Origin of the sequence: Marinobacter sp., assembly GCF_048259445.1 — a bacterium.
Taxonomy (GTDB): Bacteria; Pseudomonadota; Gammaproteobacteria; order Pseudomonadales; family Oleiphilaceae; genus Marinobacter.
Window position 1 is genome coordinate 226,039 of sequence record NZ_JBLXHQ010000004.1, and the last position, 26,791, is coordinate 252,829.

Genomic DNA, 26,791 nt, shown 5'->3' on the forward strand with positions numbered 1-26,791 from the left:
CAGATAGCCATGCGCATCGTCAAAACAGCTATTTCTATAACTCTGAGTGCCAGCGCCCTCCTTTACGGAAGTAACACGCTTGCAGATACCCAGATACTTACCTCCATCAAGCCGCTGGAACTTCTGGTTCGCGCGATTGCAACGGATGACATGCAAACGACCACGTTGGTACCCCCTGGTTCCAGCCCGCATAACTATTCAATGGCACCATCCAAGCGCCAGGCGCTGGAAAGCGCAGATATCATATTCTGGGTTGGCCCGGAGATGGAGACGTTTCTGACCCGACTTTTAACTGGCGGTGAATTTGCTGAACGCTCAGTCGCACTGATGAACTCAGGCATCAAAAGTTCTGAACAAGAAGACGAAGACCATGCCCATCATGATGACCACGATGAGCATGGCGAACACAGCGAACATGACGAGCACGAAGAACGCGCAGCCCACGACACTCACGGGCATGACGAGCATGAAGAACACGCAACTCACGATACTCATGGGCATGACCATGGAGACGGAGAAGATCCGCATATCTGGGTAGACCCCCAAATAGCGATTACCATGGCGGAAAGTATCCGGGATGCTCTGGTGCAACTGGACGACGTTGACCAACCGGCTCTGGATCGCAACCTGGAAAGCTTCAAAGCCGCGGTTGCGCAGAAAGAAAAGCAAATCCGGAAGCAACTGGAACCCTTGAAGGATATCAGCCTGTTTGCCTACCACAGCGCCTTCACTCCTTTCGGAGAACACTACAACCTGAACGTGGAAGGGGTTTTGACGCTCAACCCGGAACTTTCCCCGGGAGCACGACACATTGCTGAGGTTCAAGACCAGCTACGGAGTGCACACCATCCATGCCTGCTGACCGAGCCGCAATTTAACCGTCAGTGGTGGCACTCAGTCACCGAAGGACTGGATGTAACATTCAGCACCTGGGATCCACTGGCGACCGACATAGCAGCAACTAAAAATGGTTATGAAGCATTTCAGCAAAGCATCGCTGATGCCGTGCTCAAATGCCTACCAGAGAATACTGAGCATTAAAGGAATGGAGACCATGGCCAGAAGCGTCTGGCCACTGATTATGCCTGCCATCAGAGGTGCATCACCGCCTAACTGGCGGGCCAGTATATAAGCCGATGTTGCCGTCGGAAGCGTGGCCATCAGTATCGCCACCTGCACAAGGGTGCCCTCAAGGCCCAATAAAATCGCCAGCCCGGCTGCCATCAGCGGAAACAGCAACAGCTTCAATACCGAAGACACCATAAACGGCACGGAGCCGCCGCGCAGGGCTTTAAGCTGAAGCCCTGCGCCGACTGTCATCAACCCCATAGGCAGCGCGAGGTTGCTTAATGGCTCCAGCGTGCCGGCAAGCAGCGGATGAAAGCCGATCTCGAAGAAGCTCCAGGTAACACCGAGAACCGACCCGATAATCAAAGGATTTGATGCTATCGCACGAAGCATCGGCCTGACCCGCACTGGCCCGTCCGTTGCCACAAGAGAAAACATGAGAATGCACAGTAAATTGATCAGCGGCACCATGATGGCAACAGCGATGGCAGTCAGCGACAAGCCTTCATCACCCAGCAGCATTCCACCCGCCGCAAGGCCCACGTAGGAGTTAAACCGAATAGCACCCTGATAGACAGAGGAAAAAATCGGTCCGCTCCAGCGCCAGAAAAATTGCGCGGCAACTAACAGAAGGGTCATCGCCAGAAGCATGCAGCCTATCAGCAAAGCGGTATCGCCATAGGCCGAAGCTGGCAAACGAGCCTGACCCAGCTTGAACACCAACATCGCGGGAAAGAGCACGTAGTAAGTGAAACGCTCCGCCTGAGGCCAGAACTCGACCGAAGGAAACGCCCAGCGCCTGAAAAGATGCCCCAGTACGATCAGCGCAAAAACAGGCACCAGCGCCTGGACCATAACCGGCATACCAAAGACTCCAGCATCTGTGATTCAAAATGGGTAACTATTCTGGTTCGTAAACCATTGAGCCGATAAGCATATCAGATGGCCAACAGGCAGTCTCCGGGCCGAAGCAGTTGCCGCACCCCTTGCCGGTGATCAACTCACCCGGTGGTCAGGCGCAACCTGGCCTGCCAGAATGACTCACATCAAGCCAACAAATCGCGTTTCAACCTTTCATTCAGCGCCAGGAAGAGCCCATGCAGCCTGAGTCCGAGCCCAATCCAGAACCGGGTAAAGCAACCCGCATTATTCATAACCGCCGTCACAAGGATAGCTTGGGCAGCCCCTATTCACCGGTCTACAACACCACCACTTACCGCTTTGCGGACACGGCTTCATTGCAAAATGTGATTGAGGGTCGTATGCCGGGCAATCTATACACACGCTGGGGCAGCAACCCGACCATCCGGGAGCTTGAGCAAGGTCTGGCAAGTCTTGAAGACGCAGACGATGCACTGGCGTTTGCCTCCGGCATGGCGGCCATTTCGGCGACATTATTTGCTCACGGCCGCAACGGCATTGTCTGCATCGGTGACCTTTACGGCGGCACTCAGGAACTGCTGACCAAGCACCTTCAGCCTCTGGGTATTCCTGTTACCTTCCTGTTGCAGAATGAGTGCGAACAACTGGCCAGTGCACTGAACGTGCCCGGTATGCTGGTGTACTGTGAAACCCCGGCCAACCCGACCCTGGGCATACTGGATATCCGGAAGCTGGCGCAGCAGGCTCACTCCGGGGATGCCCTTCTTGCAGTGGATAACACATTTGCCTCGCCGGTGAATCAGCGCCCGCTGGCGCTGGGTGCCGACTTCAGTATACACAGTGCTACCAAGTTCCTTGGGGGCCACAGCGACCTCACCGCGGGTGCTGTCATGGCCTCCGCCGACCACATCAGACCCATTGCACAGTGGCGCAAGAATCTCGGCCAGATACTGGCACCCGAAACCGCCGCCCTGCTCTCACGCAGCCTCAGAACCCTGCCTGTGCGAGTGCGACAGCATAATGAGAATGCAATGGCCGTAGCCCGCGCGATGCAAAATCACCCGGCAATCAAGCGGGTACTCTACCCGGGATTACCTGATTTTCCCGGCCACAGCCTTGCCTCACAACAGATGGAAGGGTTTGGCGGGGTGCTGACGCTGGAGCTCAACGGAGGCCGGGAAAAAGCGGCTAAAGTAGCTGACAGCCTGAAGGTTTTCCTGCTGGCCACCAGCCTGGGGGGCGTTGAAAGCCTGGTGTCCCAACCCTGTGCCACCAGCCACCACGGCATCAGCCGGGAGGAACGGGAGCGCCGCGGAATCACCGACGGAATGCTACGACTGTCTATTGGGCTGGAAGATGCGAAAGACCTGATTGCAGACCTGAATCAGGCTCTGGGCCAGTTATAAATCGCCGTTGTTGAGGAAGTCGCGAAGGGCTGCCGCGTTGTTATGCTCGGTATCCTTGGCAGCGAACACAAGCGTTATTCGCTTGTGTTCGTTCAAGATCGACTGCAACTCTTTCAGGTCATCAGCCGCATCAGTTTTTTTCAACTCCTTCAGATACCGCTGCCGGAACTCGTCCCATTTCTCAGCGTCATGGTCAAACCACTTGCGCAGATCAGTAGACGGGGCGAGCCCTTTCAGCCAGCTTTCGAGTCCGGCATCTTCCTTGGCAACACCGCGGGGCCATATTCTATCTACCAATATACGTGGCCCATCAGAACGCGCAGATTCTTCGTAAGCTCTTTTGATTCGAATTTCCATCATCAAGCCTCCGTTTTTTGCTCAGACAAGATCGTCCGCGTTCAACTGTTCTACCGAATTTTTACCTAACAGTGCAAGGGTCAACTCTACCTCGTAGCGGAAGTTTTCCAGCATCCGGGAGACGGCCTTTTCGCCACCAGCCGCCAGCGCATAGGCCCATGCACGGCCCACCAGACAGGCGTTTGCACCCAGACAAAGTGCCCGCACAACGTCTTGGCCGGATTGCACGCCGCCATCAAACAGAATCTCGGTTTTTCCTGACACAGCTTCGACAATACCCGGTAGCGCCGAGATAGTTGAAGGCGCACCATCAAGCTGTCGCCCACCGTGGTTAGAGACAACAATGCCATCGGCCCCGACATCCACAGCAGACCGGGCGTCGTCGGGGTCCATAATCCCTTTGATCACAAGTTTGCCGGGCCAATGCTGCCGTACCCAGTCGAGATCTTTCCAGGTGACAGACGCATCAAACTGCTGGTCAACCCAGGCTTTAAAATCTTCGGGATTGCGACCCGAGGGAACGGCCTCGGAGAGATTGCCAAAGGTCAGAGGTTTGCCCTTGATGGCAACGTCCCAGAGCCAGAGAGGATGGGAAAGGAGGTCAGACAGCTTTTGTATTTTGCCCCACGGCGACAGGCCGCCGTTCATGCCGTTGCGGACATCCCGGTAGCGCACACCCAGCTTCGGGAGGTCTACCGTAAACACCAGCGTTGAGTAACCGGCTTTGTGCGCCCGGTTGAGCAGAGCTTCCGAGTAGCTTCTGTCTTTTAATACATAAAGTTGAAACCAGTTGGCCGCGCCGGTTGCCGCCCCGGCAACCTCTTCCAGCGAACAGATCGAGACGGTACTCAGGCAAAATGGCACATCCCCTTTCTGCGCTGCCCGGGCCGCCTGAACCTCACCCCGCCGCGCAAGCATGCCGGCAAGGCCGACAGGCGCGAGCACAAGCGGCAGTGAGGCACTCTGGCCAAGTATCTGCGTTGCCGCGGAAGCGCTGGAAACATCCCGCATGACCCGCTGACGAAAGTGCAGGCTCTGGAAGTCCGCCGTGTTCTCTCTGAGCGTCTGTTCGGAGAAAGCACCGCCATCAAAGTAGTCGAACATCATCCGGGGCAACCGGGCTTTGGCAAGTGTACGGTTATCGGTTGTATTTGCAGGTGTAATCATTGTAAAGCCTGTTCTCCGGAGGACCACTCAGGGTAGGTTTTCCATTCATCTTTCCAGGCACCCATTTTCTCTGGTTTCATTGGCCTCGCAATGGCATATCCCTGCGCATAATGGCAACCGAGGCTGAGCAGAAGTTCGCCATGCTCCCGGGTTTCTACACCCTCTGCAACCAGCTTCCTGTCAAATGCATCAGAGAGGCCTATGATGCCTTTGAGAATGGAAATATCGTCCTCGTTGGAGAGTGCACCTCGAACAAAACCCTGATCTATTTTCAAAGTCTTTACCGGCAACTGTTTGAGGTAAGACAACGACGAATACCCCGTGCCAAAATCATCGAGAGAAAAGGTCACCCCAAGTCCCTCACAGCTACGGATAATGCCGCTTGCATTATCCAGCTCACCGAGCGCTGCAGTTTCGAGTATTTCAAGATCAAGCCGTTGCGGGGCCACATGGGGATAGCGGGCGAGAATCTTCTTCATATTCTCGATAAAACCCGGTTGTTGCAGATGCATTGCCGCAATGTTAACGCCAACATCAAGGCTTAATCCCTCGCTGTCCCAGACCGTGATCTGCCTCAAAGCCTGCTCAATAACCCACTCGCCAATCTCGATAATCAGCGGGTGGTGCTCCAGAGCCGGCAAAAAATGAATCGGGCTCAACTTGCCCTTAACAGGGTGATCCCAACGGATTAGTGCCTCGGCGCCTAAAACCTTGCCCGAGCGCATGCACACCTTGGGCTGATACGCTAGCCGGAACTGATTCTCAGCCAGGCCTGTTCGAATGTCAGCCAGAAGCTCCTGGCGTTCGACAGACTGACGCTGCGCACTTGCATCCACGAACAACCAACCACCCTTTTGTTCCTGTTTGGCCCGAAACAGCGCATGGTAGGCCTGCCGCAACACCGTATCAGCATCGTCAGCACCCTCATGAGGAAACAGGGCAACCCCTGCCGTGAAACCCATTGAAACGCTGTCACTGTTCAAGGCGAACGATTGCTCTGCAGTCAGCCTCATGGTGTTGAGCTGGGTGTCGACTTTCCTGCTATCCGGCAGCAACACCACAAACTCGTCTCCGCTGATGCGAGCAAGATGCGCACCTGGTGCGAGGGCGTCTGACCAGCGCTTCCCGAGCAGACCAAGTAGCCGGTCAGCGGATTCCTCGCCAAAGCGCGCATTCACATTACCAAAATTATCGAGATCAATAAGGACCAGCGCGACGGATTCCGCCGCCAGATGTGTTTGCTGGATGACACTCCGGATTTCCCGGACAATTCCGTTACGGTTCATCAGGCCGGTAATCGGATCTGAGTAGGCCAGAAACTGGAGTTGCCGCTCATGGTCTGAGGCCTGCATCTCCAGCGCAGCATCAAGTTTCTCGCTCTGCAATCGGGCCAGTTCGTCCTCGGCTTTGAGCCTCGCCATTTTCTCGCGCATCAGCTGTATTGTACTGGCAGACAGCTTGCCGTATATCTCAAGAAGTGCCGATACCATTACCGAAACCGAACCGCTCAGTTGGCCGTCGACCTCTTTTTTCGCCTCTGACAAGGAAACACCACGCTCAAGCGCCTTGATCGTCAGGGCCATTCTGCGATCGGACTCCAGAATATGAAACGCCAGCCATCGGGTCAGATAGTTGAACAGTTCTCCCATGATCTTCTCATCCGGCTCATCGCTGGAGCGATACATCTGAATCTGCACAAAAAACAGCTGGTGACCGTCGTGGTGGTTTTTTACCATTTCTTCATGACCGATCGACGCTTTCCAGATCTCTTCCTCGGCTCTGAAATGATAGGCGGCATATGACAGCAGTTCGTCCAGAATATGGCCACATTCGAGCTCTGAGGTACTTGATGCAAAATGCCAGGCGAGCCGGTTCAGAATCTCGACCAGAACCTTGTGCTGCTCGTCAATTTTTTCGATACCTGTCTCGAAATTCCGGTTCCAGGGGAATATTTCGAAAACGGTGGTGTCATTATCATGCATAGCGGGTGGACCCGAGGATCAAAAGAGGCATTTTCAACAGCATAGCTTATGCAGGTACACCTTACATCGGGTTTAACCAATTTCTGGCGTGGTCGCCTTGACGCCGTAAAGGCATGGGCTAGACTTTCTTAAGAACATTTATTTTAAAAACTTCTTTTAAGGGTCTCGCCTACAAATTCAGGAACTGACTACGACCCGAAGATGGTGGTTATGCCATGGACTCATTTACCGTTCGACTCTATCGCTACAACCCGGAAACCGACAACGCACCCTATGATCAAGACGTACAGGTAGATTCGAGTTTTCGCAATCGTATGGTGCTGGATGTTCTTGAACACCTGAAAACAGTTGACCCTACCCTGTCCTTCCGGCGTTCCTGCCGAGAGGGCGTATGCGGCTCCGATGGTTTGAATATCAACGGTCGCAACGGACTCGGCTGTGTAACCCGCGTCGATGACGCTCTCGGCAAATCCGGCACACTGGTGATCCGGCCCTTGCCCGGTATGCCGGTTATCCGTGATCTGGTCGTCGATCAGACTCTTTTCTTCAAGCAATACAAACGCATTCAGCCCTGGTTGATCAATGACAGCCCCAAACCCGCCATCGAGAGGCTACAAAGCCCCGAAGATCGCGCAAAGCTGGACGGGTTGTATGAGTGCATTCTGTGCGCCTGCTGCTCTTCTGCCTGCCCCTCCTGGTGGTGGAACCCGGAAAAATACGTGGGACCCTCCGGTCTGCTGCAGGCTTACCGTTTTCTGATCGACTCGCGAGACACCGCGACCACAGAGCGACTGGCAAAGCTGGAAGACCCGTTCAGCGTGTTCCGCTGCCGCGGGATCGGCAATTGCACGGCCTATTGCCCGAAAGGTCTCAATCCGATGAAGGCGATTGGCAGAATCAAGGCAATGCTGGTTCGAGCTCAGGTCTGAAAAGGTAAACTGACAGCCGCTGCAACTTCTGCATGCACGTCAGCACCAGAAGTATGGACAGTGGCCAGAAGCGGAGATCTGACTAATCGGTTTCGGTCGGGCTATCGACTGCTGGCTCTTCGCCTAAAAACAGCCTCTCAAGATTCAGCAGGCCATCCTGAATAAGATCGAAACCCTCGTCGATTTCCGCACTGAGTGTCTCGTTCATCATACCCAAGGCTACAATCTGTTCTCGGGCTTCCGCATAACCTTTTTCAATGCCGGCCCTCGCCTGCTCCATCAGGCCTGCCAATTTCTCGACATCTGCGCCAGCGTCCGCTTCGGTTTGTAAACGGTTCTGCACAAACCCGAGAATCACGCTGGCAACATCAGAAGCTGAAGGTGGCTGAGCCTGCGCAGCGTATTTGTCGGCGCCCGATACGGTCTTGTTCTGGCCACCCATGGCTTCCTGCAGTCGCTGCTCCATGCGAGCGCGCATGACATTGATGGCGTCCGCCGGTGTACGAATGGAAGTCTGTTTATCCGTACGCACTTCAGCTGCTACCTGGACTGCCGGCTTCGCCTCGTTTGGGCCCGTATTCACTCGACCGGTCACATCCGGCCCGCGACCAATGATTGGCGCTACCATAACCTTCTCCTTCTGAAAGGCATTATATGTAATGGCTATCGGCAGACCCTTGCCCGGCATTAAGATCGATTGGTTATAACTCAGCAAACCGCTGCCGGTTCACCCCTATTTTTTTATCCAGTGGTCATCAACCTGAATGTACTGCCCCGGCGGCGTTTTCTCGACCGCCTTCTGGCCTGCAACTGTTTCCACCTTGGTTACTGCAATGCCATGCTTTTCTGCAATCGCTTTGTAAGCTTCGCGACGCGCATCGTTGATCGCACTCACAATTTCTTTAGCCCGCTGGTCGGAGCCTACTGCAGCCAGGTAACCTGTGGGTGTCTCACCCACCAGCCCATCGCTTTTGGCCGATTCGAGGGCATTCTTTGCTTCATCCAGGCTCATGGCCATTGCCGGCAGAGCCAGGCAGAACGCTAGAATCAGGGCACTGAATCGCGCAAATAATGTCATGGTCAACTCCTTAATAATTCGCTAAATACAAAACACCAAGGCAATCAGAACAGGCCCTTTTCACTGAACAGTTCGTCTACGTCTTTATCAACCTTCACGTAAATTTCATGCTGAATTTTCACGTTCAGGTTCACGGTGATCGGCTCTTTGGGCGCAGCCACCTGAACGGTCGGGGTACAAGCTACCAGCAGGCCACCCATCACCAAGCCCATACACAGGGCGGACACATGTCGGGAAAACCTGGAACCAGATTGCGTCATATCGGTTTACTCCTTTGTTACCCTTCACTCTAACAGGTCGCCTGACCCGTGGTCAGGATTTTGCTCGCGCTTGTTGAATAACTCTTTGACTCTCTCTGTCACGGCATCGCTCACCTTGCCACTCAGCTGCAGGCTCCTGAGCAGCGCCGGAATGTTCTCCTCAAGATTGATATTCAACACCACCGGCTGGCCTTCGCCAACGTTCGGGCTGCTGCCTTTCAGATGAAGCGTCAGTATCAGAGTGCCGTTCTCATCATAGTCAATACCACTGCCCAGAACCGAGTAATGGAAATCCTCAAGCGCTTGTGCAACCAGCTTCATGGCCTCGTTCTGGCTGGCCAGCGCCTTCAGCCGCTCGGCCGTGAGCTGCAATCGCCCGCCGGGCTCGAGCGCATCAATGCGCCCGCGTTCCACTCTTATCCCGGTCGCCGGGTCGAACAGCACCGGTACGGTGCCACTGAGAATACCGGTGCCGGCAAGCCCCTCAGTCGGATACAACTGTAAAAGGTATGCAAGGCTGAGCTGTCTGAGTTCAACCGGAATCGTCACCGGCGCCTGCGCCAGATCCCAGCTTCCGGGCTGGATGTTTATCTTGCCTCCGAGAGCATCGGAGCTGGCTTGTTCGAGAGTCAGCTTTCCGGAAGCCAGCTGCGCCAGAGGCGCTTCGTAGGTTCCGGCGAGGAGCAATGGCCCGATCGGCAACCCGGAGTTCACTTCCTGCACGGTCAGTTCCGGCGTGGATACCCTGATGCGATCGCGCGCAAGACGGAATTCAGCGGAGCCATTCATCTTGCTCCATGCGGTGCGATCGTATGTGCCACTCCAGTCGGAAAACACCAGTTTGCCCTCCACCCCAACCGCCTCGTTTTGCGGCTGCTGGTAGGTGGCATTGGCACTGACGGTACCGCCGGACACCGTGAGCGAAGGTGGCCAGGCTGAGAAAATACGAGACAGCGCCCCGGCTTCCCGCTCACCACTCACCCGTGTCTTCCCCTCAAGCCTCAAAAGACCCTGGTATGGGAACGTCAGATCCAGGTTCATCGTTGTTCCGGTGCTGGCTGTAAGAACACCTGAAACATCGGCATGAGCCAGGTCGCTGTTCACCCTGCCACTGAACTGCCAGGGTTGCGGCAACAACTGCGGGTGCCTGACCTGTTTTGCCTGCGCGCTGACCCGCCCCTCGAGGCTCAGCTTATCGAGTTCACCCTGTTCCATCCTGTAGTTTGCGTTCAACGTTGTTTTGCCGAGATCTGCTCGCAGGCCTGTTAGCAGCGTTTCATTCGCAGATGTCACCGCTGTTCCAGGAAGCGGCTCTAACCTTTCAACTTCGAGAATTGTAGGTTCACCAAATTTCAGTGCCGCAGTGGTAGTGTCCAGCCAACCGGTCAGCGCAATTTGTAATCGGGGTTTGGTCAGCCGCCAGCCAGCTGCCTCCAGGTTTGGAAGAGCCGCTCCCAATCGGGTTTCCCCTAATTGCACCATCCATGGAGCTCTCGTGGTTACTGCAAGATGTGAGCGCAAAGAAACATTTGCGCCGCCACGGCTGCTCAGCTCGACGTTCAGCGGCATTAATGCTTCGGCAGACCCGGCTAGAACTGCAGAAGCTTTAGCAGAAGGAGGCGCCAAAGCCTGGGCGGGCCGTAGAGACAACGTGAGAGAGTCTGGCCGAATCAGCTCCGGCACCCTTCGGATCCACGCTGCCGGTTGGATGAGCTCCAGATCTGCCTGCAGGGTTTCGGGTTGCCACTGGCCCTGATTTGCCTCCAGAGCGATCTCCAGATTACCGCTGATCGTTCCCAGCCCGGGCGCTGGCCAGGGCTGGGGCACTCGCATCTGAGCGCTCACGCTTCCCGCCGCCTGCGCCAGAAAATTCTCATTACCCGGGCCCTGCAAATTCCAGCTGGCTTCCATGGATCCCGTCTCCGGATGTTCCGGCCACTGGTCTGCCGGAATTTTCTGCCAGGTTTGCAGCCAGGCCAGTAACCAGTCGGTCTGTGGTAAATCGGGCATTTTCACGGAACCGCGCCAGGACACCAGGCCACCCGCATCCTGTTTGCGGTAGCCCGACTCAGCAGACAGGTACCGAGTGCCATCAATCGTCAGTTCTGCAGATAAATCCAGATCCTTATCCGAGGCACCACCGAGGGTGGCCCGCAAAGCGATCTGGTGGCCGTCATGGTCGAGCCGCACATTGGCCGTGATTGGAACCAGACCGGATTCCGGGCGGGCAATCGACAGGGCTCCTGTCAGAGGACAGCGCACCGCCTCACATGGCAGGGTCACTTCAAACTGCTGAACAGTCATTTCGGAAGGCAGCCAGGCGGGTATTTCAGGCGGCCACTGTTTCGCTTGCGGTTGCTCCCCTGAAGGCTGTTCTCCGGGTTTCGTGTACCAATCCAGCTCCAGGTATCTTGCCGAAAGCGACGTTAGCTTCGGCAACCAACCTTCGCCCCATTGAGGGCTCCGCCATTCCAACTCAAGCTCCTTGCCCAGCAACACAATTTCTCGCGTCGGCAACGACTGGGTGAGCCTCAGTTCACGTACAGACACCCCATCGAAAGATACTCCCAGCCCCTGCCACTCCAGAGTCTCTATTCCGTTCTGTTGCAGCACCTCGCTCCAGAGATACCGGACAGCCAGGATGCCGAGCAGTATGGAGAGCACCAAGACCGTAAACAGTCCCCATCCAATTGGTTTCCATGCAATGCGCATTGCGGGCTATCTCCTGACGCGTTGCCGGTTTTACGTAAATCCTACCGTACATTGGTTGATATAACTGAAACAGTTACAGTATCGGCATCTATGAACCAGGAAAGCCATATTCCATGACAATCGCCGACATTGATTTCGGGCAGTTATACCGCGACCAGATGGCACAGGCCGGCGGCAGAGAAAAGCCCTCCAGCGTATGGGACACCAAAGCGGCCAAAATGCCGAAAACGCCCGTCGACAGCCCCTACAGCCAGGCGTTTATCGACCTCACGAATCTGCGCGGTTGCGACACGCTGTTGGACATGGGTTGCGGTACCGGGGCCATTGGGCTGGCACTGGCACCTCAAATGAAGCAGGTTACAGGCGTGGATTACAGTGCCGGAATGTTGCAGGCTTTTCAGGACAATGCGCTCGAACTCGGCCTCAGCAATACCCGCACCATTCAATGCGCCTGGGAAGACAACTGGGATAACATCCCCCAGTGCGATCTGGTCATCGCCTCCCGCTCAACGGCGGTGATGGATATGGCGGATGCTCTGCAAAAACTCGATCAAACAGCCCGCAAACGGGTCTGCCTTACCAATCTGGTTGGCGGCAGATTCATCGATCGCAGCCTTCTCAAAACCATCGGCCGGGAAGTGCACCCAATACCGGATTACATATACATCCTGAACATTCTCTACCAGATGGGGCGCCACCCCCGCCTGGATTATATTGAAGCCAGAGGACGGCTTGCGGGTGCTGCGAATTTCGACGAGTTCGTGGCAAAAACCGAATCTGCTCTGGGCAAGTTAACCAGCACGGAAAAAGAGCGTGTGTCGGACTGGTATCATGCAGATACGGAGCGCGCTCTTCGCGGCGGAGAGGGCTTTAAATGGGCGTTTGTTTCGTGGAATACGGATCACGACGAATCTTATCGGGCCTCCTTCTGAGCCATGAGATAATCGGCGAAAGCATGTCGCAGGCTGAGGATTCGCGCGCACATGCCGCCCAACTCAAGCTGCCACTCGGCGCGCAATACGTTGTCATCCAGAATGATTTCAACGATGGCCGCACCATGTGCCGGCGGCATCTTCCTCGAGGCCTTCGCCGAGGCCCTGATACGCCATATATACGAAGGGCAAGAGCGCGACCGTATGGACAGCGCTCCGCAACCGCCCGGCGTTTGAATGACCGAGGTGCGGCCATCGCGTATCAGGCTGTTGCTGTCGCCCATAATAAGGCGAGCCATGGCATCGTTGAAGCCTGCCGCTCCGGCCGGGCCCACATAGCTTTTGGTCGTTTCACCCTCCAGCAGGCGCCGCTCGGCTTCATGAACCGCGGTCATAATGGGCGTATTGCCTTCGTCGTCCTTATATACCCCGATTCCCAGATCGACTTTGTCGGACCGGATGTCGTAGCGAAACATCTGCATCAGTTGCAGGATCGGGTCCTGAGGTAACTGTTTTAGGGCCTCAAACATGATCTGTTTCCTTGTTGTCTGCCTGACTGGTTCGAATCAGTGTCGGCCGCCCCGTATCCAGAGCTTTGATCAGCTGTGACTGTTTTTCCTGAACAGCTTCTGCCGCCTGTTCGCGCACAGGGCCATATCCCCGAACTTCACTGCCAAGTTCCGCCAGCTGCAGAAAGGTATCGTAATTGCTGGCATCCAGCTCACTGACAATCCGCTCCACCAGTTGCTGGTAGTCTTTCAGCTGCGCCCGGTCCATCTTACGGTCGGCGGAGTAGCTGAACGGATCGACAGGCGTGCCACGCAACACCCGGAATTTTGCCAGCAGCTTGAATACCCGGAACATCCAGGGGCCGAACTGGCGCTTTTTGGGCCGGCCCTGGGCATCGGTACCCCGGTTCATGATCGGTGGCGCCAGATGAAAGTGAACCTTGAAGTCGCCCTCAAAGGTGTTATTCACTTCCTTCATGAAGTCCGTTTCTGCAAACAGACGAGCCACTTCGTATTCATCCTTGAAAGCCATAAACCGGTACAGCTGCTGGGCCACAGCGCGAGTCAGTAGCTGATTGGTCTCGCCCAGACTGTTCTCTGCTTCACGCACCCTTTTGACCATATCCGTATAACGGTCAGCCCAGCGACGGCTCTGATAGCCCACCAGATGCTTATGGCGAATGCTGATCAACTCATCCAGACTCGGCTCCGCTTTCACTTCCTCTACCCGCGCCTCACCGGTATTGAGCAGGTCGGTGATAACTTTCACATCTGTCGCTGCTACCCGGCCCCAACCAAAGGCTTCCTTGTTGCGCTCGACCGCAACCCCATTCAACTCAATGGCTTTCATCAAAGCAGCCTGCGATAGCGGCAACAACCCGCGCTGCCAGGCAAAGCCCAGCATCATCACGTTGGAAAACACTGTGTCGCCCAACAGCTTCTCGGCAATGCCATTGGCATCCATGCGGGCAAAGTTGGTGTCACCAACGGCATTGCGAATCAGATCAAGGCGCTTTTCAGACTGCATGTCTGCGTCGCGGAAAAGCACATAATCTCCAGTGGGCAGTTCGGCCTCGTTGGCGACCACACGGGTGTGATCCGGGCGTAGAACGCTCAACGCCTTCTGCGAAGACGCAACCACAAGATCGCAGGCGATCACTGCATCTGCCTGGCCGTTACTGATACGAACCTGATGCAATTTGTCCGGAGACGGCGCCATGCGAACATAACTGAGTACCGTACCGCCCTTCTGGGCGAAGCCGGTGAAATCCAGTACAGACGTACCTTTAGCCTCAAGGTGTGCCGCCATGGTAATCAGCTGACCCACGGTTACCACACCGGTACCTCCAACGCCGCCCACCAGCACATCGAACGAGCCTGTGAGTTCTGGCAGAGCTGGCTCCGGAATATCCGTGAGTTTGCCTGTAAGCACAGAGCCGGTATCCATACCCCGGGACTTGCGCAGCTTGCCACCTTCGATGGTGACAAAACTCGGGCAGAAGCCATTAACGCAGGAGAAATCCTTGTTGCAGGAGGACTGGTCAATCTTGCGCTTGCGGCCCAGCTCGGTCTGCCGTGGCACCACAGAAAGGCAGTTCGACTGCACGGAGCAATCGCCACAACCTTCACACACGTGATGGTTGATAAACGCTCGCTTGGCGGGATCCGGGTACAGGTTACGCTTGCGCCTGCGGCGCTTCTCGGCGGCACAGGTCTGGTCGTAAATCAGCACCGTGCAGCCGGGAATATCGCGTAGCTCCCGCTGCACCTTATCCAGCTCTGTGCGATCGTGGAAAGTTACGTCACCCGGGAACAGTTTCTTGTGGCCATCGTACTTTTCCGGCTCATCACTGAGCACCACAACCCGGCGCACGCCCTCCGCTGCGACCTGCTGGGCAATCATGGGCACGGTAATCTGACCGTCTACGGGCTGGCCGCCGGTCATGGCCACCGCATCATTAAAGAGGATCTTGTAGGTAATATTGATGCCGGCCGCGACCGCCTGGCGAATCGCCATGGAGCCGGAATGGAAATAGGTGCCCTCCCCCAGGTTCTGGAATATATGGGGGTTGCCGGTGTAACGGCTCTTGCCGATCCAGTTGACCCCTTCACCACCCATCTGGATCAGTGATTCGGTGTTACGGCCCATCCAGGACGCCATAAAGTGACAGCCAATCCCGGCAAGCGCCTTACTGCCTTCCGGCACTTTGGTTGACGTATTGTGAGGGCAGCCTGAACAGAAATACGGCAGGCGCTTAACGCCACCCGGATCCTGAGCGTTGCTCATACTGTTGATCGCCATCAGGCGCTCGTTGTAGTCCTCATCGAAGAAACGACCAAGGCGGGCCGCCAGGAAACCGGCAACCAGTTTCGGGCTCAGCTCGCCGACATAGGGAATCAAAGGCCGGCCCAGCTCATCCTGTTTACCGGTAATCAGAACCTCGCCGGGGCGATCCGGCTCGGACATTGCCTCCTTGATCTGGCTCTCGATAATGCCCCGCTTTTCCTCGATAACCAGCACTTCTTCCTTGCTATGAACAAAGTTGAGCATACCCCGGCGCTCAATCGGCCACACCAGGCCCACTTTGTAGATATCCAGGCCCATCTCACGGGCACGGTCTTCATCAATGCCCAGCAGATCAAGCGCTTCCAACAGGTCCAGATGGCCTTTGCCGGTGGTCACAATACCGAAGCGCGCCTCGGCATTATTGAACAGGCAGCGATCAATGGGGTTTGCGCGAGCGAACGCCTGCACAGCCGCGAGCTTGTGCTCAATGCGGGTTTCCAACTGGGGGCCCGGCAGGTCTGGCCAGCGATAATGCAGGCCGGTTTCAGGCGGAGTGAAATCGTCCGGGGTCACAAACTCCGGCAGCGGCGGAAGCTCAACAGAGGCAGCACTTTCAACGGTTTCAGACACTGCTTTGAAACCCACCCAGCAACCGCTGTAACGAGATAAGGCAATGCCCCAGAGGCCAAAATCCAGATACTCGGCAATGTTGGCCGGGTTGATCGTTGGCATGAAAAAGCTCATGAACGCCACATCGGACTGATGCGGCATGGAGGAGGACACACAGCCGTGGTCGTCGCCAGCAACAACCAGTACGCCACCGTGAGGGGAACTACCGTATGTAGTGCCGTGTTTCAGCGCATCGCCCGCACGATCAACCCCCGGACCTTTGCCGTACCAGATCCCGAAGACACCATCCACCTGGCGGTCGTCGTCGGTTTCTACCTGCTGGGTGCCCAGCATGATGGTTGCCGCGAGGTCTTCGTTGATGGCCGGCACAAAGTCGATTCGGTTTTCATCAAGATATTTTTGTGCTTGCCACAGGGCCTGATCGTATGCGCCCAGAGGCGAACCTCGATAGCCACTCACCATGCCAGCCGTCTTTAGCCCCAGCTTTCGATCCAGTGCGGCCTGCATCAAAGGAATGCGTACCAGCGCCTGGGTTCCGGTAAGGAATACCCGGCCCGAATCCCGCAGATAGCGATCTTCAAGCGTGTAGTTGTCCAGCTGAAAGGTGTCGGTGGACATAGCGCCCTCCTTGTTGTCGGTTTTATGATCAAAATTCTAGAGGGAAGTTCGCAAAAGGTGCTTGCTTATTGAGAGATAATTCTTTCAATTTGCGAAAGGATGTTCGATCAAAGACAATAGAACCGAATATCCTTTGATAAAAATCAGGTGTTACCAAATGAAACACGTTGAGCTGGATAAACTCGATCAACGCATTCTTGCAATACTGCAGCAGGATGGGCGTATCAGTAACCAGCAACTGGCAGAAGACGTAGGCCTGTCTCCGGCGGCTTGCTGGCGACGAGTAAGGACTCTTGAAGAAAGCGGCGTTATTACGAGCTACAGCGCGCACCTGGCCCCGGAACGTATCGGCCAGGGGCTGTGCGTATTGATCAACCTGTCCCTGCAACGGCACACCATAGATAGCACCGCGGAGATCGAACAACAGGTAAGCAGCTACCCGGAGGTACTGCAATGCTTCGCGGTGACCGGCAATGCCGATTTTGTATTGCGGGTGATCGTACCGGACATGGCCAGCTATGATCGCTTTCTGAACGAAAAGATATTCACCCTGCAGGGCATCGCCCAGGTGAACTCCAACTTCGTGCTACGAGAAATCAAAAATACCCAGACAATCCCGCTGGGAGGCGCTACGTAAGCCGGCGTTGGCGCTGAAGCCAAAGCAGCACAGCGGCAACCAGGGCAATAAACACACCCGAAAGCCCAAACGACAAACCAAAGCCACTCACACTGAGAATGGCGCCAAACATCAGCGGGGCCATAAAGTGAACTGCCCGATTGGCCATCAGGCGCATACCCAAGGCCCCGGATCTCTGTTCCCGCGCGACACTCTCAGCCAGGACCACTATCGACAGAGGTTGCGTGAGCCCTCCACCCAACCCCACCAGAACCGATAAGAGCGCTATAGCCGGGGCATTGCCCGCAAGCCCCATACAGGCCAGGCCTGCAGACAAAGTGCACAATGACAGAATAGTTGCCTTTTCACGCCCGCCAGCAGCGTGAATAATCCGTGGAATAAACGGTCGTATCACCATGGAAACAGCTGATCTGATGCTGACCAGCACGCCAATCATCACCGCGCTCATTTCAAGGCTATCAAGGTAAACAGGGAGGTAGCTGCCATACACACCCAAGGCAAACATGCCCGCCACCGTAATGGCGATGGAGACCTGAACGCCTGTATTGCTTCTTACCAGCGATGCCTGGGCACGAAAGCCGGTCTGTTTGCGGGTAACCGACATGCCCGCGGTTGCATCGCCCGTCAGCGCCAGCCCGGACAGCCCGCCCAGTAAAGCAATAGCGGCCATAACCAGAAACAGGTTATCGACGCCGCCAGCCCAATGAATCCAGCCGCCCGCAAGCAAAGGCCCAACCACCTGCCCGCCAGACAGCCAAGTGGCGTACCAGCCAAAATAGCTTTCCAGTTTCGGCCCGGTCGCCGACGACGAGATAATGGTCTGGGCCGACAGCACCATCTGCAAGTGCGCCAACCCGATTAACAGCTGGCCGCCAATAAGCCCGTAATAACCGGGCACCCCCTGCATAAGCAAAAGGCCTGCAGTCATCACAAACGCGCCGGCCAGCAGTGTTATGCGGCCTCCGTGGCGCGCCACCACGCCGCCCAGGGGGATGGCCAACAAAAAGGGAAGCAGGTACTGGGAGCTGAGAATGACACCCAGCATCAAGGGTGAAGCACCGAGTTCCAGACCGTATACCGGAACGGTTACCAGCAGCATTGAGTAGACAACGAAGCAGAATGTGAGCGATACACACACAGCCACGAAGTTCTGGCCGGCTTCATCGGCCGGCCGCATCAGGGCGTTTTTCAGGGTTGGTCGCTTAATACGTCACCGGGCAGCAGCTGTGAGGAATCCACCAGCCCGAAGTTTATTACTTCTGGATCAATATTTCAGAGCGTCGTTGCTCCGCTTCATGGTCGCCACAACCGATCCGGCAACAACCAACACTGCAGCAAGGGGCAAACGCCAGTCTGGAGCCGCAACGCCAGCGATAACCAGAAACGTGGCCGCCAGCACGGGAACGCCATAGGCCAGGCTGCCCACCAGCGCTGCCGGCCCGGTACGAAGCGCCAGATCCCAGGCCACCATGGCAAGCCCGTAAGGCCCGACACCAAGTGCAACTCCGGCCATAAGTGCGAGACCCGAAGGCAACCCGAACGGGCTACCCGAGAGCACATCGGCGATTGCAGCGCCTAATGCCGCCAGCAGGAAAAGCCCGGGCATTAAAGGTGCAATCGGGACAGGCGCGGCCTGGCAGATCCACGAATACAGCGCCCAACAGCAGCCTGCCATCAGAGCCAAAGCGTAGCCTGCCATGTATTGCGTGAACGCCTCACCTCCCGCTTCTGGAGAAAGTAAGAGTGCAGCGCCAGAGAATGCGATGAGTGCACCACCAAAAACAGGAAGCGGAAGCCGGCGATGAAAAAGCCACTGACTGATAACGATGAACATGACCGGCCAGGTGTAAGTTATCAGCGCGGCTTCTGCGGTCGGAGCCATCCCGACACCTGTGAGATAGCCCCCGATAGCTCCAAGTATCAGAGCCGGCACCAGGCCATAAATCGTCAGCCTCCACTTCAGGGAAACCGGAACCTGAATTGCTTGCGCGCCGCGATTGCGCCGCCTACGAATGCTCATCGGCAAGGCCACTATGGCGCCACTGATCAGCGCAATGGTGGTGAGCTGAAATGGCGGTACCGAACTGGCTAAATCCACCAGCAGGGGCGCACCTGCCCAGAGCACAACGGCAAAAAGTGCGGCAATGATACTGATAAAAAGTGGGCGGGAGGGGCTGGTTAATGTGCGCACCGTCATGACTCCTCTTGCTGTAGGTGAATTGGATTCGACAGCTACAGGCTATACACTTGGCAATCATCACAAAATCAATTGTTTTTGATAGTACACATCACAAGGATTGATACATTGAGAAACCGGATACTGGATCTGAATATGCTCCTGACGCTGGTGACCATTGCAGACACCGGCACAGTGACGGCCGCAGCTGAGAGGCTGGCTTACACACAGTCCACCGTGAGCATGCAGCTGAACCGTCTGGAAGCTGCACTCGGCGTCCCGTTGCATGAAAAAGACGGGCGTCGCATCCGGTTTACAACCGAAGGCCAGAAGCTGGTGGGGTATGCCAGAAAAATGCTGGAACTCAACAACGAAGCCGTTGATGACGTGCAGCAGCGCCAGGTTTCCGGAGAACTGAACCTTGGGATTCCAGAGGACTATGCATTCCTGCTGACCTCGGTACTGTCTCACTTCAACCGGCAGTTTCCCGCGGTGCAGCTGCAGGTTACCTGCAGATCGAGCGTTGAGTTGGTAAAGCAGGTGCAGGCAGGGAACATGGATCTGGCCGTGGTGACCCGGCAGGCACGCTCACCGGGTGGTGAAGTTATCCGGCGCGAGCCTCTGATGTGGGCTGTTGGCGCCAACGCCCAGCCATCGCTGACCGACCCGATACCTCTCGCGTTCTATTCACCGGGAGCAGACGTATTCCGCGACGTCGCCGAGCAGGCATTAAAAAACGCCGGGCGGGATTGGCGAATGGCCTATTCCAGCCAGTCCATGACCGGCCTGATGCCAGTGGTCGCAGCGGGGCTCGCGGTGGCTGTCATAACCCGCAATATGCTGACACCCCAGTTAAGAGTACTGGATGAGCGCAGTGGCATGCCTGCACTTCAGTACGTTGAGATTGCTCTGCACCGGCCAGCCGGCAGGCCTTCGGAGCCTGTGAAACAGTTGGCCGAACTGATTCGGAGCCACCTGGCAACAGGCGATTGAGCGCACTGGTCGACGCAATCAGGCGAACGGCGAAGGCGCTTCCTTGAATTCAGCATAAAGCTCAGGATAATCCTCACGAAGCCTCGACAGGTTGGACTGCGCACTATCCGGCAGCATTTTCAATAACTCCTGCTGCTCTGCATCAGTCAAGTATAAACGAAGGAACGGGAACAGCTTCTCACGTTCTGCCTTCAGGTACGCCTGGTGAGCATCCAGATAGGCTTTGAAATCGTCAATAAAACGTTCCATAGGCACCACAGCATCCATCAGGATCATATCGAGCGTCTCGGAAAGCAGTTTCAAGCGCTTATGCAAAGCCTGATAGTCTTCGGTCATTCGGCGGCTCAGCGCCTCACCATCGGGTTTCCCGGACAGCAGATTCTCACTGTACAGACGCTCCAGAGGCTTCAAGAAGCCATCCATATAATCAAGAATATAATCCACGATCTCGCGTATCTGACGAAAGTCCGGGCGCTCGCCCTCCTCCAGCGTCGTGTGCCTGAGCGAGAGCACATACAGCAACCGAGCCATGTTGCCGTGATCGCGGCGCAGTTTGTTAAGCGTAGACATGTGAAAACCTCCTGAGCTAATGGGCTGAGTCTTGCCTATCCTTAGGACCCATATTGAATCGTTCGTTATTGGAATACCATAGCCAGCAAGTTACGCAATCTTACACTTCTTTTGTTCCTTCAAACAAAGGCCTCGTCCAACGTAGGTTTTTGCCAGGTTTCGACGTTGCCGGTCGCTAGTCAACGATCATTTCGCCCTGCTAAATATGCAAGGTCGCCTCATTGCCACCAATCGAGGCAGTGTAGCGGTCGTAGCCTGCAACCCCTGCCCCGCCTGAAGTTCCCAGCGACTCGTCGCATCCAGCGAGATACTGTCTTTTTCAGAATCGCCCAAAATCCTCAAAAGACTACGGCCACTGGTCGTAGAGATAACATTATCCACGCTAAGGCCTTCGATTTTGTGATCGCCGGAACCTTGCATATCGATGATGGACCGAGCCTCAGCAACCTTCAACGCATACTTATCAAAACCAGTCGATCTACGGGAGCTGCGCCTGACGCTTGCGGAACTCTGTAACATGACCTCGGATACCCCAGGCCAACTTGGTGAGATTAATTAGCCTGAGTACCGACATTGAATGATAAATATGCGGAGCGGAAACAGGCTATACGTCGGCGGAAATCTTCTTTTGAACAGCTTTGCGGGAATTCACAGCCTGGGCGACCAGGATCATTTCGCCAATGTTCGAATTAATGCCAGAAATGGCAGGCACTTCGAGCCGACATCAGGCCGCACCTGGTACGCCGGGCTCGAGTCCATTTTTTTGACGATTTTTCTCTGAATCAGAAACGCGCCGAGAGCCCCAACCCTCCGGAAACAGCAGTGACATCGACGCCACCGCCGCCGAAGTCTTCATAATCACTGGCATCACGGACGTTTACCCAGAACTCAAGAGAAACGGGGTTCCAGTTATAGCCAATTCCACCACCCAACATCAGACCACTAAAGTCAAACTCTGCATCATAACCGCTGTACTCAAGCGTCTCACTGAAGAACCCGACCGAGCCATATGCCTTGAAACCATTGGTTGCGAGGCCAGTACCTGCAATCAGACTGCCTTCTACTGCCGTCAGATCGAGGTTCGAATCATCCTCATTGCTTTGATCAGCGTAAGTCAGACGAAATCCAACGTTGTCATTCACCGCAGCTGTTCCGAATATAGCAAAGCCCGAGAAATCATCCGTCTCGGTGCCATAGCCAGCATCTGCGCGAACAACCGTGGCAAATGATGCAATACCAACAGAAAACCTTTTATCCTCGCTAATCTCTTCTGCAAAAACAGTGGTGGAGGAAACTGCCAGTACTGCAACCATTGCTACTCTTTTAAACATGAATACATCCTTTTTTTGCACAGTTTTCATTCGATAGCGAGTTCTGTAGACGGCTAGGACTGCCAGAGGGCCGGCATACGCTGTCGCTTTCTAATAAGTTACATTTTCAATGCAAACAAAGGATGCCCCAAGCTGGTGCAAAGAGAAAGAAGCATAATGTTAAACTTAGTAATATATTCTTTTATTTCAGAACCTTACAAAAGTTAACCAATACACCATGTGTCGATATCATCACGAAGTAACACGCATACGACGGACTGTGTTGCATAATATGCCCAGTTCGAACCTCCGCGATTTGAGCTTTGATACACGCGAAAAGAAGGAAAGCCCTGCCGATGCCCTACCCCATCGAAGACAAGCTCGTTATTGCGGTTGCATCCAGCGCTCTGTTTGATCTTTCCGGGTCGGACCAGGTATTTCGGGAACAGGGTGAAAAGGCCTATCGAAAATATCAGGAGGCTCACCTCGATGAACCCTTGCGCAAGGGCGTTGCCTTCCCTTTCGTAAAGCGCTTCCTGAGCGTAAATCAGAAGTTTCCGGAGCAGTGCCCCGTAGAAGTGGTTTTGCTGTCACGAAACTCGGTGATTACCGGTAAGCGGGTTTTCCACTCTATTCATCATCACGGCCTGGACAATATCCGGGCGGCATTTCTGGAGGGCAAATCGCCCTACGCTTATATTCCCGCATTCAATGCCTCGCTGTTTCTCTCTGCCAATGCCAACGATGTGTCGCAAGCCATTGATTATGGTCACCCGGCGGGTACGGTTCTGCCGAGTCATGTCGTGGATGATGAGGGTGATTCAGAACTGCGCATTGCTTTCGACTTTGATGGAGTGATTGCAGATGACGCCTCAGAGCGGGTATTCAAAGCCGGCTCACTGGAGGATTTTCAGGAGCATGAGACGTCCCGCTCGCAAATCCCCCACAGTCCTGGCCCCCTCGCAGATTTGTTCCGTAAACTTTCGCACCTGCAAAAACTGGAGGACCGGGCGGTAATGGAAGATCCGGATTATCGGCGGGTATTAAGAATCGCCATTGTGACCGCCCGCAACGCGCCTTCCCATGAACGGGTGATTACGACGCTGGAGCACTGGGGCGTCGACGCCAACGAGGTCTTCTTCCTGGGCGGGATGAAGAAAGATCGCATTCTGAACGTGCTCAAGCCCCACATGTTTTTTGATGACCAGCGGTCGCATCTGGAATCCGAAGCTGGAGATATTCCTATGGTGCATATTCCGTTCGGGGTGGCGAATCTGGAAGAGAACCCAGGCTGATCATGCCTTTCGCGCTTCAAGCGCCTTGTAACGCTCTGCCAACTCCGCACGAATAGCACGGCGTTGCTGGCCGTTTGCGAAGCGTCTTATTTCATCAGGAGTGTGCGGTTCAAGTTCGGGTACTTTGACCGTTGCCCCGGAATCATCAACTGCCACCATGGTAAAAAAGCAGCTATTGGTGTGTCTGACCAGCTTTTCACTGATGTTTTCCGTGATCACCTTTATGCCCACCTCCATTGAAGTCTTTCCTGTGTAATTCACGCTCGCGAGGAAAGTCACCAGCTCGCCGACATGGACGGGCTGGCGAAAGGTTACCTGGTCAACAGACAGTGTAACGACATAAGTGCCCGCATAACGGCTGGCACACGCATAGGCTACTTCATCAAGGTATTTAAGCAGGGTGCCACCGTGCACGTTGCCCGAAAAATTGGCTTTATCCGGTGTCATCAAAACAGTCATGGTGAGTGTTGCTGATCCAAGAGCCATAGTGTTTTCTTAATTGGAGGGCGGGAGAGTTAACCCTCAGAATCAGCGATAGTAAGACGACCGTCAACCGTCTTGTCAGTAGCGGAGCTTAACCAGCCCCCAGTGCTTGCTCTGCTTCGGCGTAACGTGAACTTCGCGCCGAAAGCACGGCCTGAATTATGCCCGCGACGATAATCAAGGCACTGCCAGAAATTTGCAAAGTGTTCAGGCTTTGATCAAACAGGAACCACGCCAGAGCGACTACGGTAATAGGCTCCAGATAAGCCAGAGTACCAAAGGTCGCTGCCGGGAGGGCCTTCAGCGCAACCACCGCAAGCATGATCGCAAGAAACCCCGGAACAACGCCGGCGGCCACCAGCCAACCCCAATGCTCAGCGCCTATGCTGTCACCTTGCTGTAGCATGAAAGGCAATACGCATAAGGCTCCAGCGAGCATCTGGTAGCCACTGCGAGTCAGCACATGCACGCGGTCGTGAATTAATCGATTGGTCAGTATAAAAGCCGCGTAACACATCATGGCGCACAGCGCGTAAAAGAGACCGATCGATTCTTCCTTTCGCCCTGTAAGGTTAAAATTGAACTCCATCATCATCGCAAAACCAAACAGTGCCACGCCTATCAATGTAGCGCTTAGCCCGGACAACCGCTCACCCATAAAGAAGTGGGCCACGACGGACGCTGTTACGGGGGCCAGATACAACAACATCACAGCGTTCGCCATGCTGGTGTAAGTCAAAGCCATTACATAAAAGACGACAAAAGATGCGAGGAACGCGCCGGTCACCAAAACTTTAATGCCGGGCCAGATAACTATTTTATCTTTCTGGCCTGTAAACAACAGGAAACAACCCATCAGAACAGCGCCAATGAACAGGCGGTAGAAGGTAACAGTCTCGGCACTGACATCGGCATAAACAGCAATTGCGCCAATTGTGCCCATAAAAACCGCAGCGAACACGGCCGCCAGTATGTGTGGGTTCATTCTTTCAAAGTTCCTTAAGGGGCATTTTCCATGAGTAAAGCGACTGTTCCGAAATCAGGGATGGAGACTCTCTTTCGAGGCCGGGATCGAACTCCAGGAGGGTATACTGTTCTAAACAAATCCCAACCACTTGAAGAATTCGGAGCGTTGCGAAATGCTAAGTTGGATATAGACGCGTGGCAGGTTACAGCCCGACTTCCGGTTTGTCGACCACCTCAGGCGATTGTGGGGCTTTCCTGAATTGGCACGAAGTCCTTACGTTTCGCTCGAGCATCTGCACCAGGCTGGACCATTCAGACCTTTCAGTAAATTGAGAGAAAAATCATGAGTAAACTGATTAGTCTTTTGCTGCTTCTCTATATTTGCAGTGTCGTTTCAGGCTGTGACGAAAACACGCTCGCTCTGCAAGTCGGAACTAATCAGATAATCGATACGAAAATTCCCAGGGGGGACTCTCAGGTTACAATTCCATTCCTGATACCAGAGGGTATTAACGAAAGCGCACTGTCCTATGCAGTTCACTCTGCCCACTCTGAATTAACTATCGAGTTGCTTGATCCTGATGAAAAGCTGATTGCTTCGAGCTTGTCCGAAGAAGGCTGGTTCATGCCGGCTAAACATCTTTCCCCCAACAACCCCGAAAACACTTGGGGATTCAAGAAAATAGTTAACCCTACGTCGGGCATGTGGTCGGTCAGATTCACCAGAAGCACCGAGGCACCAAAGGGCGCAATACCCTTGCAACTCAGCATGGGTCTGGTGCCCAAATACTCAGCATTCATCAAACCCTACAATACCCGGGTTCAGGTGGGCCAGCCGATTCTGGTCGAGATGCGTTTGTCGGCACACGGCAAAACCGAACCAATTGAAGGACATCAAATAGACGTATTTAATGAGTATGACGAGAAGGTAGACGAGTTGCGGGTATCGAATCGCCTGACACGTGCGGATAACGTTCGAATCAATTCAACGGGCTCAAGTTATTTGGCAATATACACGCCTGAAACGATCGGGACGATGACCTTAAAAGCGGCGCTGCCTGTGAGCATAGACAATCAGCCTGCGGTTAAAGAGGTACGAAATAGCCTGGAAGTGGTGGCGCCGATTTTGAAAGTAACCGGCGTTACGTTTATGCGGTCATCAGAGAAGAGTAAAACCGTCGGGATACATCTGAGAGTCAATGTGGTGGTGAATGAACCCATTTGGTTAGTAGCCAGGGCAACGCTGGCTGTTGACGGGAAAAACATCACGACATCCAGAAATAAGGAGACGGCGGCGGGCGAAGCTGCAACATTCACATTCGATATTTCTGACATCCCTGAAGAACTGCTTAACACTCACGCTGTGCGGCTGGTACAACTTGATTTTACTGACTTTAACGTTGAGCAGTCGGCCGTTCTGTTGCAAAGCATTCCAATCGAAAAAGAGATTACCGATACGCCGTTTACCATCAGGTTTTAATGCTGCTGACATATTCAAGGCAACGCGCGTCCCCTGCAAAACGCTCCCGATAAATCAACGAATC

At 54.7% G+C, this 26,791-nt stretch carries 24 protein-coding genes; 8 read left to right on the forward strand and 16 right to left on the reverse strand.

Translation table 11 applies throughout. From position 1 onward, the window contains the following. Nucleotides 1-9 precede the first annotated feature (9 nt). Nucleotides 10-1,041 (forward strand): zinc ABC transporter substrate-binding protein, encoded by a 1,032-nt coding sequence (locus tag ACN0RL_RS05045; protein ID WP_417514327.1) that lies wholly within the window; start codon nucleotides 10-12, stop codon nucleotides 1,039-1,041. Here the strand turns inward: ACN0RL_RS05045 and ACN0RL_RS05050 are convergent. Continuing rightward, nucleotides 1,018-1,932: an AEC family transporter gene (locus ACN0RL_RS05050; protein ID WP_417514329.1), complete on the reverse strand. Its 915-nt coding sequence runs from the start codon at nucleotides 1,930-1,932 to the stop codon at nucleotides 1,018-1,020. The genes ACN0RL_RS05045 and ACN0RL_RS05050 overlap by 24 nt on opposite strands. Nucleotides 1,933-2,165: 233 nt before the next feature. Here ACN0RL_RS05050 and ACN0RL_RS05055 point away from each other — a divergent pair, with 233 nt between their 5' ends. Continuing rightward, nucleotides 2,166-3,356, forward strand: a complete 1,191-nt coding sequence (locus tag ACN0RL_RS05055; protein ID WP_417514331.1) for a trans-sulfuration enzyme family protein — start codon at nucleotides 2,166-2,168, stop codon at nucleotides 3,354-3,356. Here ACN0RL_RS05055 and ACN0RL_RS05060 read toward each other — a convergent pair. From ACN0RL_RS05060 to ACN0RL_RS05070, 3 genes are read right to left on the reverse strand one after another with little or no spacing between them, the layout of a single operon-like run. Then, on the reverse strand, nucleotides 3,351-3,716 hold the full coding sequence (locus tag ACN0RL_RS05060; protein ID WP_417514333.1) for a DUF488 domain-containing protein: 366 nt from the start codon (nucleotides 3,714-3,716) through the stop codon (nucleotides 3,351-3,353). The genes ACN0RL_RS05055 and ACN0RL_RS05060 overlap by 6 nt on opposite strands. Before the next feature lie 18 nt (nucleotides 3,717-3,734). Continuing rightward, nucleotides 3,735-4,880 (reverse strand): L-lactate dehydrogenase, encoded by a 1,146-nt coding sequence (locus ACN0RL_RS05065; RefSeq protein WP_417514335.1) that lies wholly within the window; start codon nucleotides 4,878-4,880, stop codon nucleotides 3,735-3,737. Next, nucleotides 4,877-6,862 carry a putative bifunctional diguanylate cyclase/phosphodiesterase gene (locus tag ACN0RL_RS05070; protein WP_417514337.1) on the reverse strand — a complete coding sequence of 662 codons (1,986 nt, stop codon included), beginning with the start codon at nucleotides 6,860-6,862 and terminating at the stop codon, nucleotides 4,877-4,879. Before ACN0RL_RS05070 ends, ACN0RL_RS05065 begins: the two co-directional genes overlap by 4 nt. A 215-nt stretch (nucleotides 6,863-7,077) precedes the next feature. On the opposite strand from ACN0RL_RS05070, the gene ACN0RL_RS05075 reads away from it, so the two are divergent. Next, a complete protein-coding gene (locus ACN0RL_RS05075) occupies nucleotides 7,078-7,791 on the forward strand; it encodes a succinate dehydrogenase iron-sulfur subunit (RefSeq protein ID WP_417514339.1) in 714 nt (237 codons plus the stop codon). An 82-nt stretch (nucleotides 7,792-7,873) separates the two neighbouring features. Here ACN0RL_RS05075 and ACN0RL_RS05080 read toward each other — a convergent pair whose 3' ends face one another. The 4 genes from ACN0RL_RS05080 to ACN0RL_RS05095 all read right to left on the reverse strand — a co-directional run bounded on the left by ACN0RL_RS05080 (nucleotide 7,874) and on the right by ACN0RL_RS05095 (nucleotide 11,841). After that, complete coding sequence (locus ACN0RL_RS05080; protein WP_417514341.1) at nucleotides 7,874-8,419, reverse strand: DUF5610 domain-containing protein; 546 nt, start codon at nucleotides 8,417-8,419, stop codon at nucleotides 7,874-7,876. Nucleotides 8,420-8,524: 105 nt separating this feature from the next. Continuing rightward, complete coding sequence (locus tag ACN0RL_RS05085; protein WP_417514343.1) at nucleotides 8,525-8,869, reverse strand: YdbL family protein; 345 nt, start codon at nucleotides 8,867-8,869, stop codon at nucleotides 8,525-8,527. A 44-nt stretch (nucleotides 8,870-8,913) separates the two neighbouring features. After that, nucleotides 8,914-9,081 carry a YnbE family lipoprotein gene (locus ACN0RL_RS05090; protein ID WP_417514404.1) on the reverse strand — a complete coding sequence of 56 codons (168 nt, stop codon included), beginning with the start codon at nucleotides 9,079-9,081 and terminating at the stop codon, nucleotides 8,914-8,916. Between the two features lie 72 nt (nucleotides 9,082-9,153). Beyond that, nucleotides 9,154-11,841, reverse strand: a complete 2,688-nt coding sequence (locus tag ACN0RL_RS05095) for an intermembrane phospholipid transport protein YdbH family protein (RefSeq protein ID WP_417514345.1) — start codon at nucleotides 11,839-11,841, stop codon at nucleotides 9,154-9,156. A 113-nt stretch (nucleotides 11,842-11,954) separates the two neighbouring features. On the opposite strand from ACN0RL_RS05095, the gene ACN0RL_RS05100 reads away from it, so the two are divergent. Then, nucleotides 11,955-12,773 (forward strand): methyltransferase domain-containing protein, encoded by an 819-nt coding sequence (locus tag ACN0RL_RS05100; RefSeq protein WP_417514347.1) that lies wholly within the window; start codon nucleotides 11,955-11,957, stop codon nucleotides 12,771-12,773. Here ACN0RL_RS05100 and ACN0RL_RS05105 read toward each other — a convergent pair. Next, nucleotides 12,755-13,303 (reverse strand): aminotransferase class I/II-fold pyridoxal phosphate-dependent enzyme, encoded by a 549-nt coding sequence (locus tag ACN0RL_RS05105; RefSeq protein ID WP_417514349.1) that lies wholly within the window; start codon nucleotides 13,301-13,303, stop codon nucleotides 12,755-12,757. The genes ACN0RL_RS05100 and ACN0RL_RS05105 overlap by 19 nt on opposite strands. Beyond that, nucleotides 13,296-16,817 (reverse strand): indolepyruvate ferredoxin oxidoreductase family protein, encoded by a 3,522-nt coding sequence (locus ACN0RL_RS05110; protein WP_417514351.1) that lies wholly within the window; start codon nucleotides 16,815-16,817, stop codon nucleotides 13,296-13,298. Before ACN0RL_RS05110 ends, ACN0RL_RS05105 begins: the two co-directional genes overlap by 8 nt. A gap of 157 nt (nucleotides 16,818-16,974) precedes the next feature. On the opposite strand from ACN0RL_RS05110, the gene ACN0RL_RS05115 reads away from it, so the two are divergent. Beyond that, complete coding sequence (locus ACN0RL_RS05115) at nucleotides 16,975-17,454, forward strand: Lrp/AsnC family transcriptional regulator (protein ID WP_417514353.1); 480 nt, start codon at nucleotides 16,975-16,977, stop codon at nucleotides 17,452-17,454. Here ACN0RL_RS05115 and ACN0RL_RS05120 read toward each other — a convergent pair. Beyond that, complete coding sequence (locus tag ACN0RL_RS05120) at nucleotides 17,447-18,631, reverse strand: MFS transporter (protein WP_417514355.1); 1,185 nt, start codon at nucleotides 18,629-18,631, stop codon at nucleotides 17,447-17,449. The two genes, ACN0RL_RS05115 and ACN0RL_RS05120, sit on opposite strands and share 8 nt — an antisense overlap. 87 nt (nucleotides 18,632-18,718) lie before the next feature. Further along, nucleotides 18,719-19,645 (reverse strand): DMT family transporter, encoded by a 927-nt coding sequence (locus tag ACN0RL_RS05125; RefSeq protein ID WP_417514357.1) that lies wholly within the window; start codon nucleotides 19,643-19,645, stop codon nucleotides 18,719-18,721. A 114-nt stretch (nucleotides 19,646-19,759) separates the two neighbouring features. On the opposite strand from ACN0RL_RS05125, the gene ACN0RL_RS05130 reads away from it, so the two are divergent. Continuing rightward, nucleotides 19,760-20,623: a LysR substrate-binding domain-containing protein gene (locus tag ACN0RL_RS05130; RefSeq protein ID WP_417514359.1), complete on the forward strand. Its 864-nt coding sequence runs from the start codon at nucleotides 19,760-19,762 to the stop codon at nucleotides 20,621-20,623. A gap of 18 nt (nucleotides 20,624-20,641) precedes the next feature. Here ACN0RL_RS05130 and ACN0RL_RS05135 read toward each other — a convergent pair whose 3' ends face one another. Together ACN0RL_RS05135 and ACN0RL_RS05140 are read right to left on the reverse strand one after the other, a co-directional pair. Beyond that, a complete protein-coding gene (locus tag ACN0RL_RS05135) occupies nucleotides 20,642-21,193 on the reverse strand; it encodes a hemerythrin domain-containing protein (protein WP_417514361.1) in 552 nt (183 codons plus the stop codon). Between the two features lie 782 nt (nucleotides 21,194-21,975). Beyond that, nucleotides 21,976-22,554, reverse strand: a complete 579-nt coding sequence (locus ACN0RL_RS05140) for an outer membrane beta-barrel protein (protein WP_417514363.1) — start codon at nucleotides 22,552-22,554, stop codon at nucleotides 21,976-21,978. 305 nt (nucleotides 22,555-22,859) lie between these two features. Here ACN0RL_RS05140 and ACN0RL_RS05145 point away from each other — a divergent pair, with 305 nt between their 5' ends. Continuing rightward, nucleotides 22,860-23,798: a 5'-nucleotidase gene (locus ACN0RL_RS05145; protein WP_417514365.1), complete on the forward strand. Its 939-nt coding sequence runs from the start codon at nucleotides 22,860-22,862 to the stop codon at nucleotides 23,796-23,798. Here ACN0RL_RS05145 and ACN0RL_RS05150 read toward each other — a convergent pair whose 3' ends face one another. Together ACN0RL_RS05150 and ACN0RL_RS05155 are read right to left on the reverse strand one after the other, a co-directional pair. Then, on the reverse strand, nucleotides 23,799-24,284 hold the full coding sequence (locus ACN0RL_RS05150) for an acyl-CoA thioesterase (protein WP_417514367.1): 486 nt from the start codon (nucleotides 24,282-24,284) through the stop codon (nucleotides 23,799-23,801). It abuts the gene before it with no gap. 88 nt (nucleotides 24,285-24,372) lie between these two features. Beyond that, nucleotides 24,373-25,266 carry a DMT family transporter gene (locus ACN0RL_RS05155; RefSeq protein ID WP_417514369.1) on the reverse strand — a complete coding sequence of 298 codons (894 nt, stop codon included), beginning with the start codon at nucleotides 25,264-25,266 and terminating at the stop codon, nucleotides 24,373-24,375. Nucleotides 25,267-25,590: 324 nt separating this feature from the next. Between ACN0RL_RS05155 and ACN0RL_RS05160 the strand changes: the two genes are divergently transcribed. Beyond that, nucleotides 25,591-26,727 (forward strand): hypothetical protein, encoded by a 1,137-nt coding sequence (locus ACN0RL_RS05160; protein WP_417514371.1) that lies wholly within the window; start codon nucleotides 25,591-25,593, stop codon nucleotides 26,725-26,727. Nucleotides 26,728-26,791 lie beyond the last annotated feature (64 nt).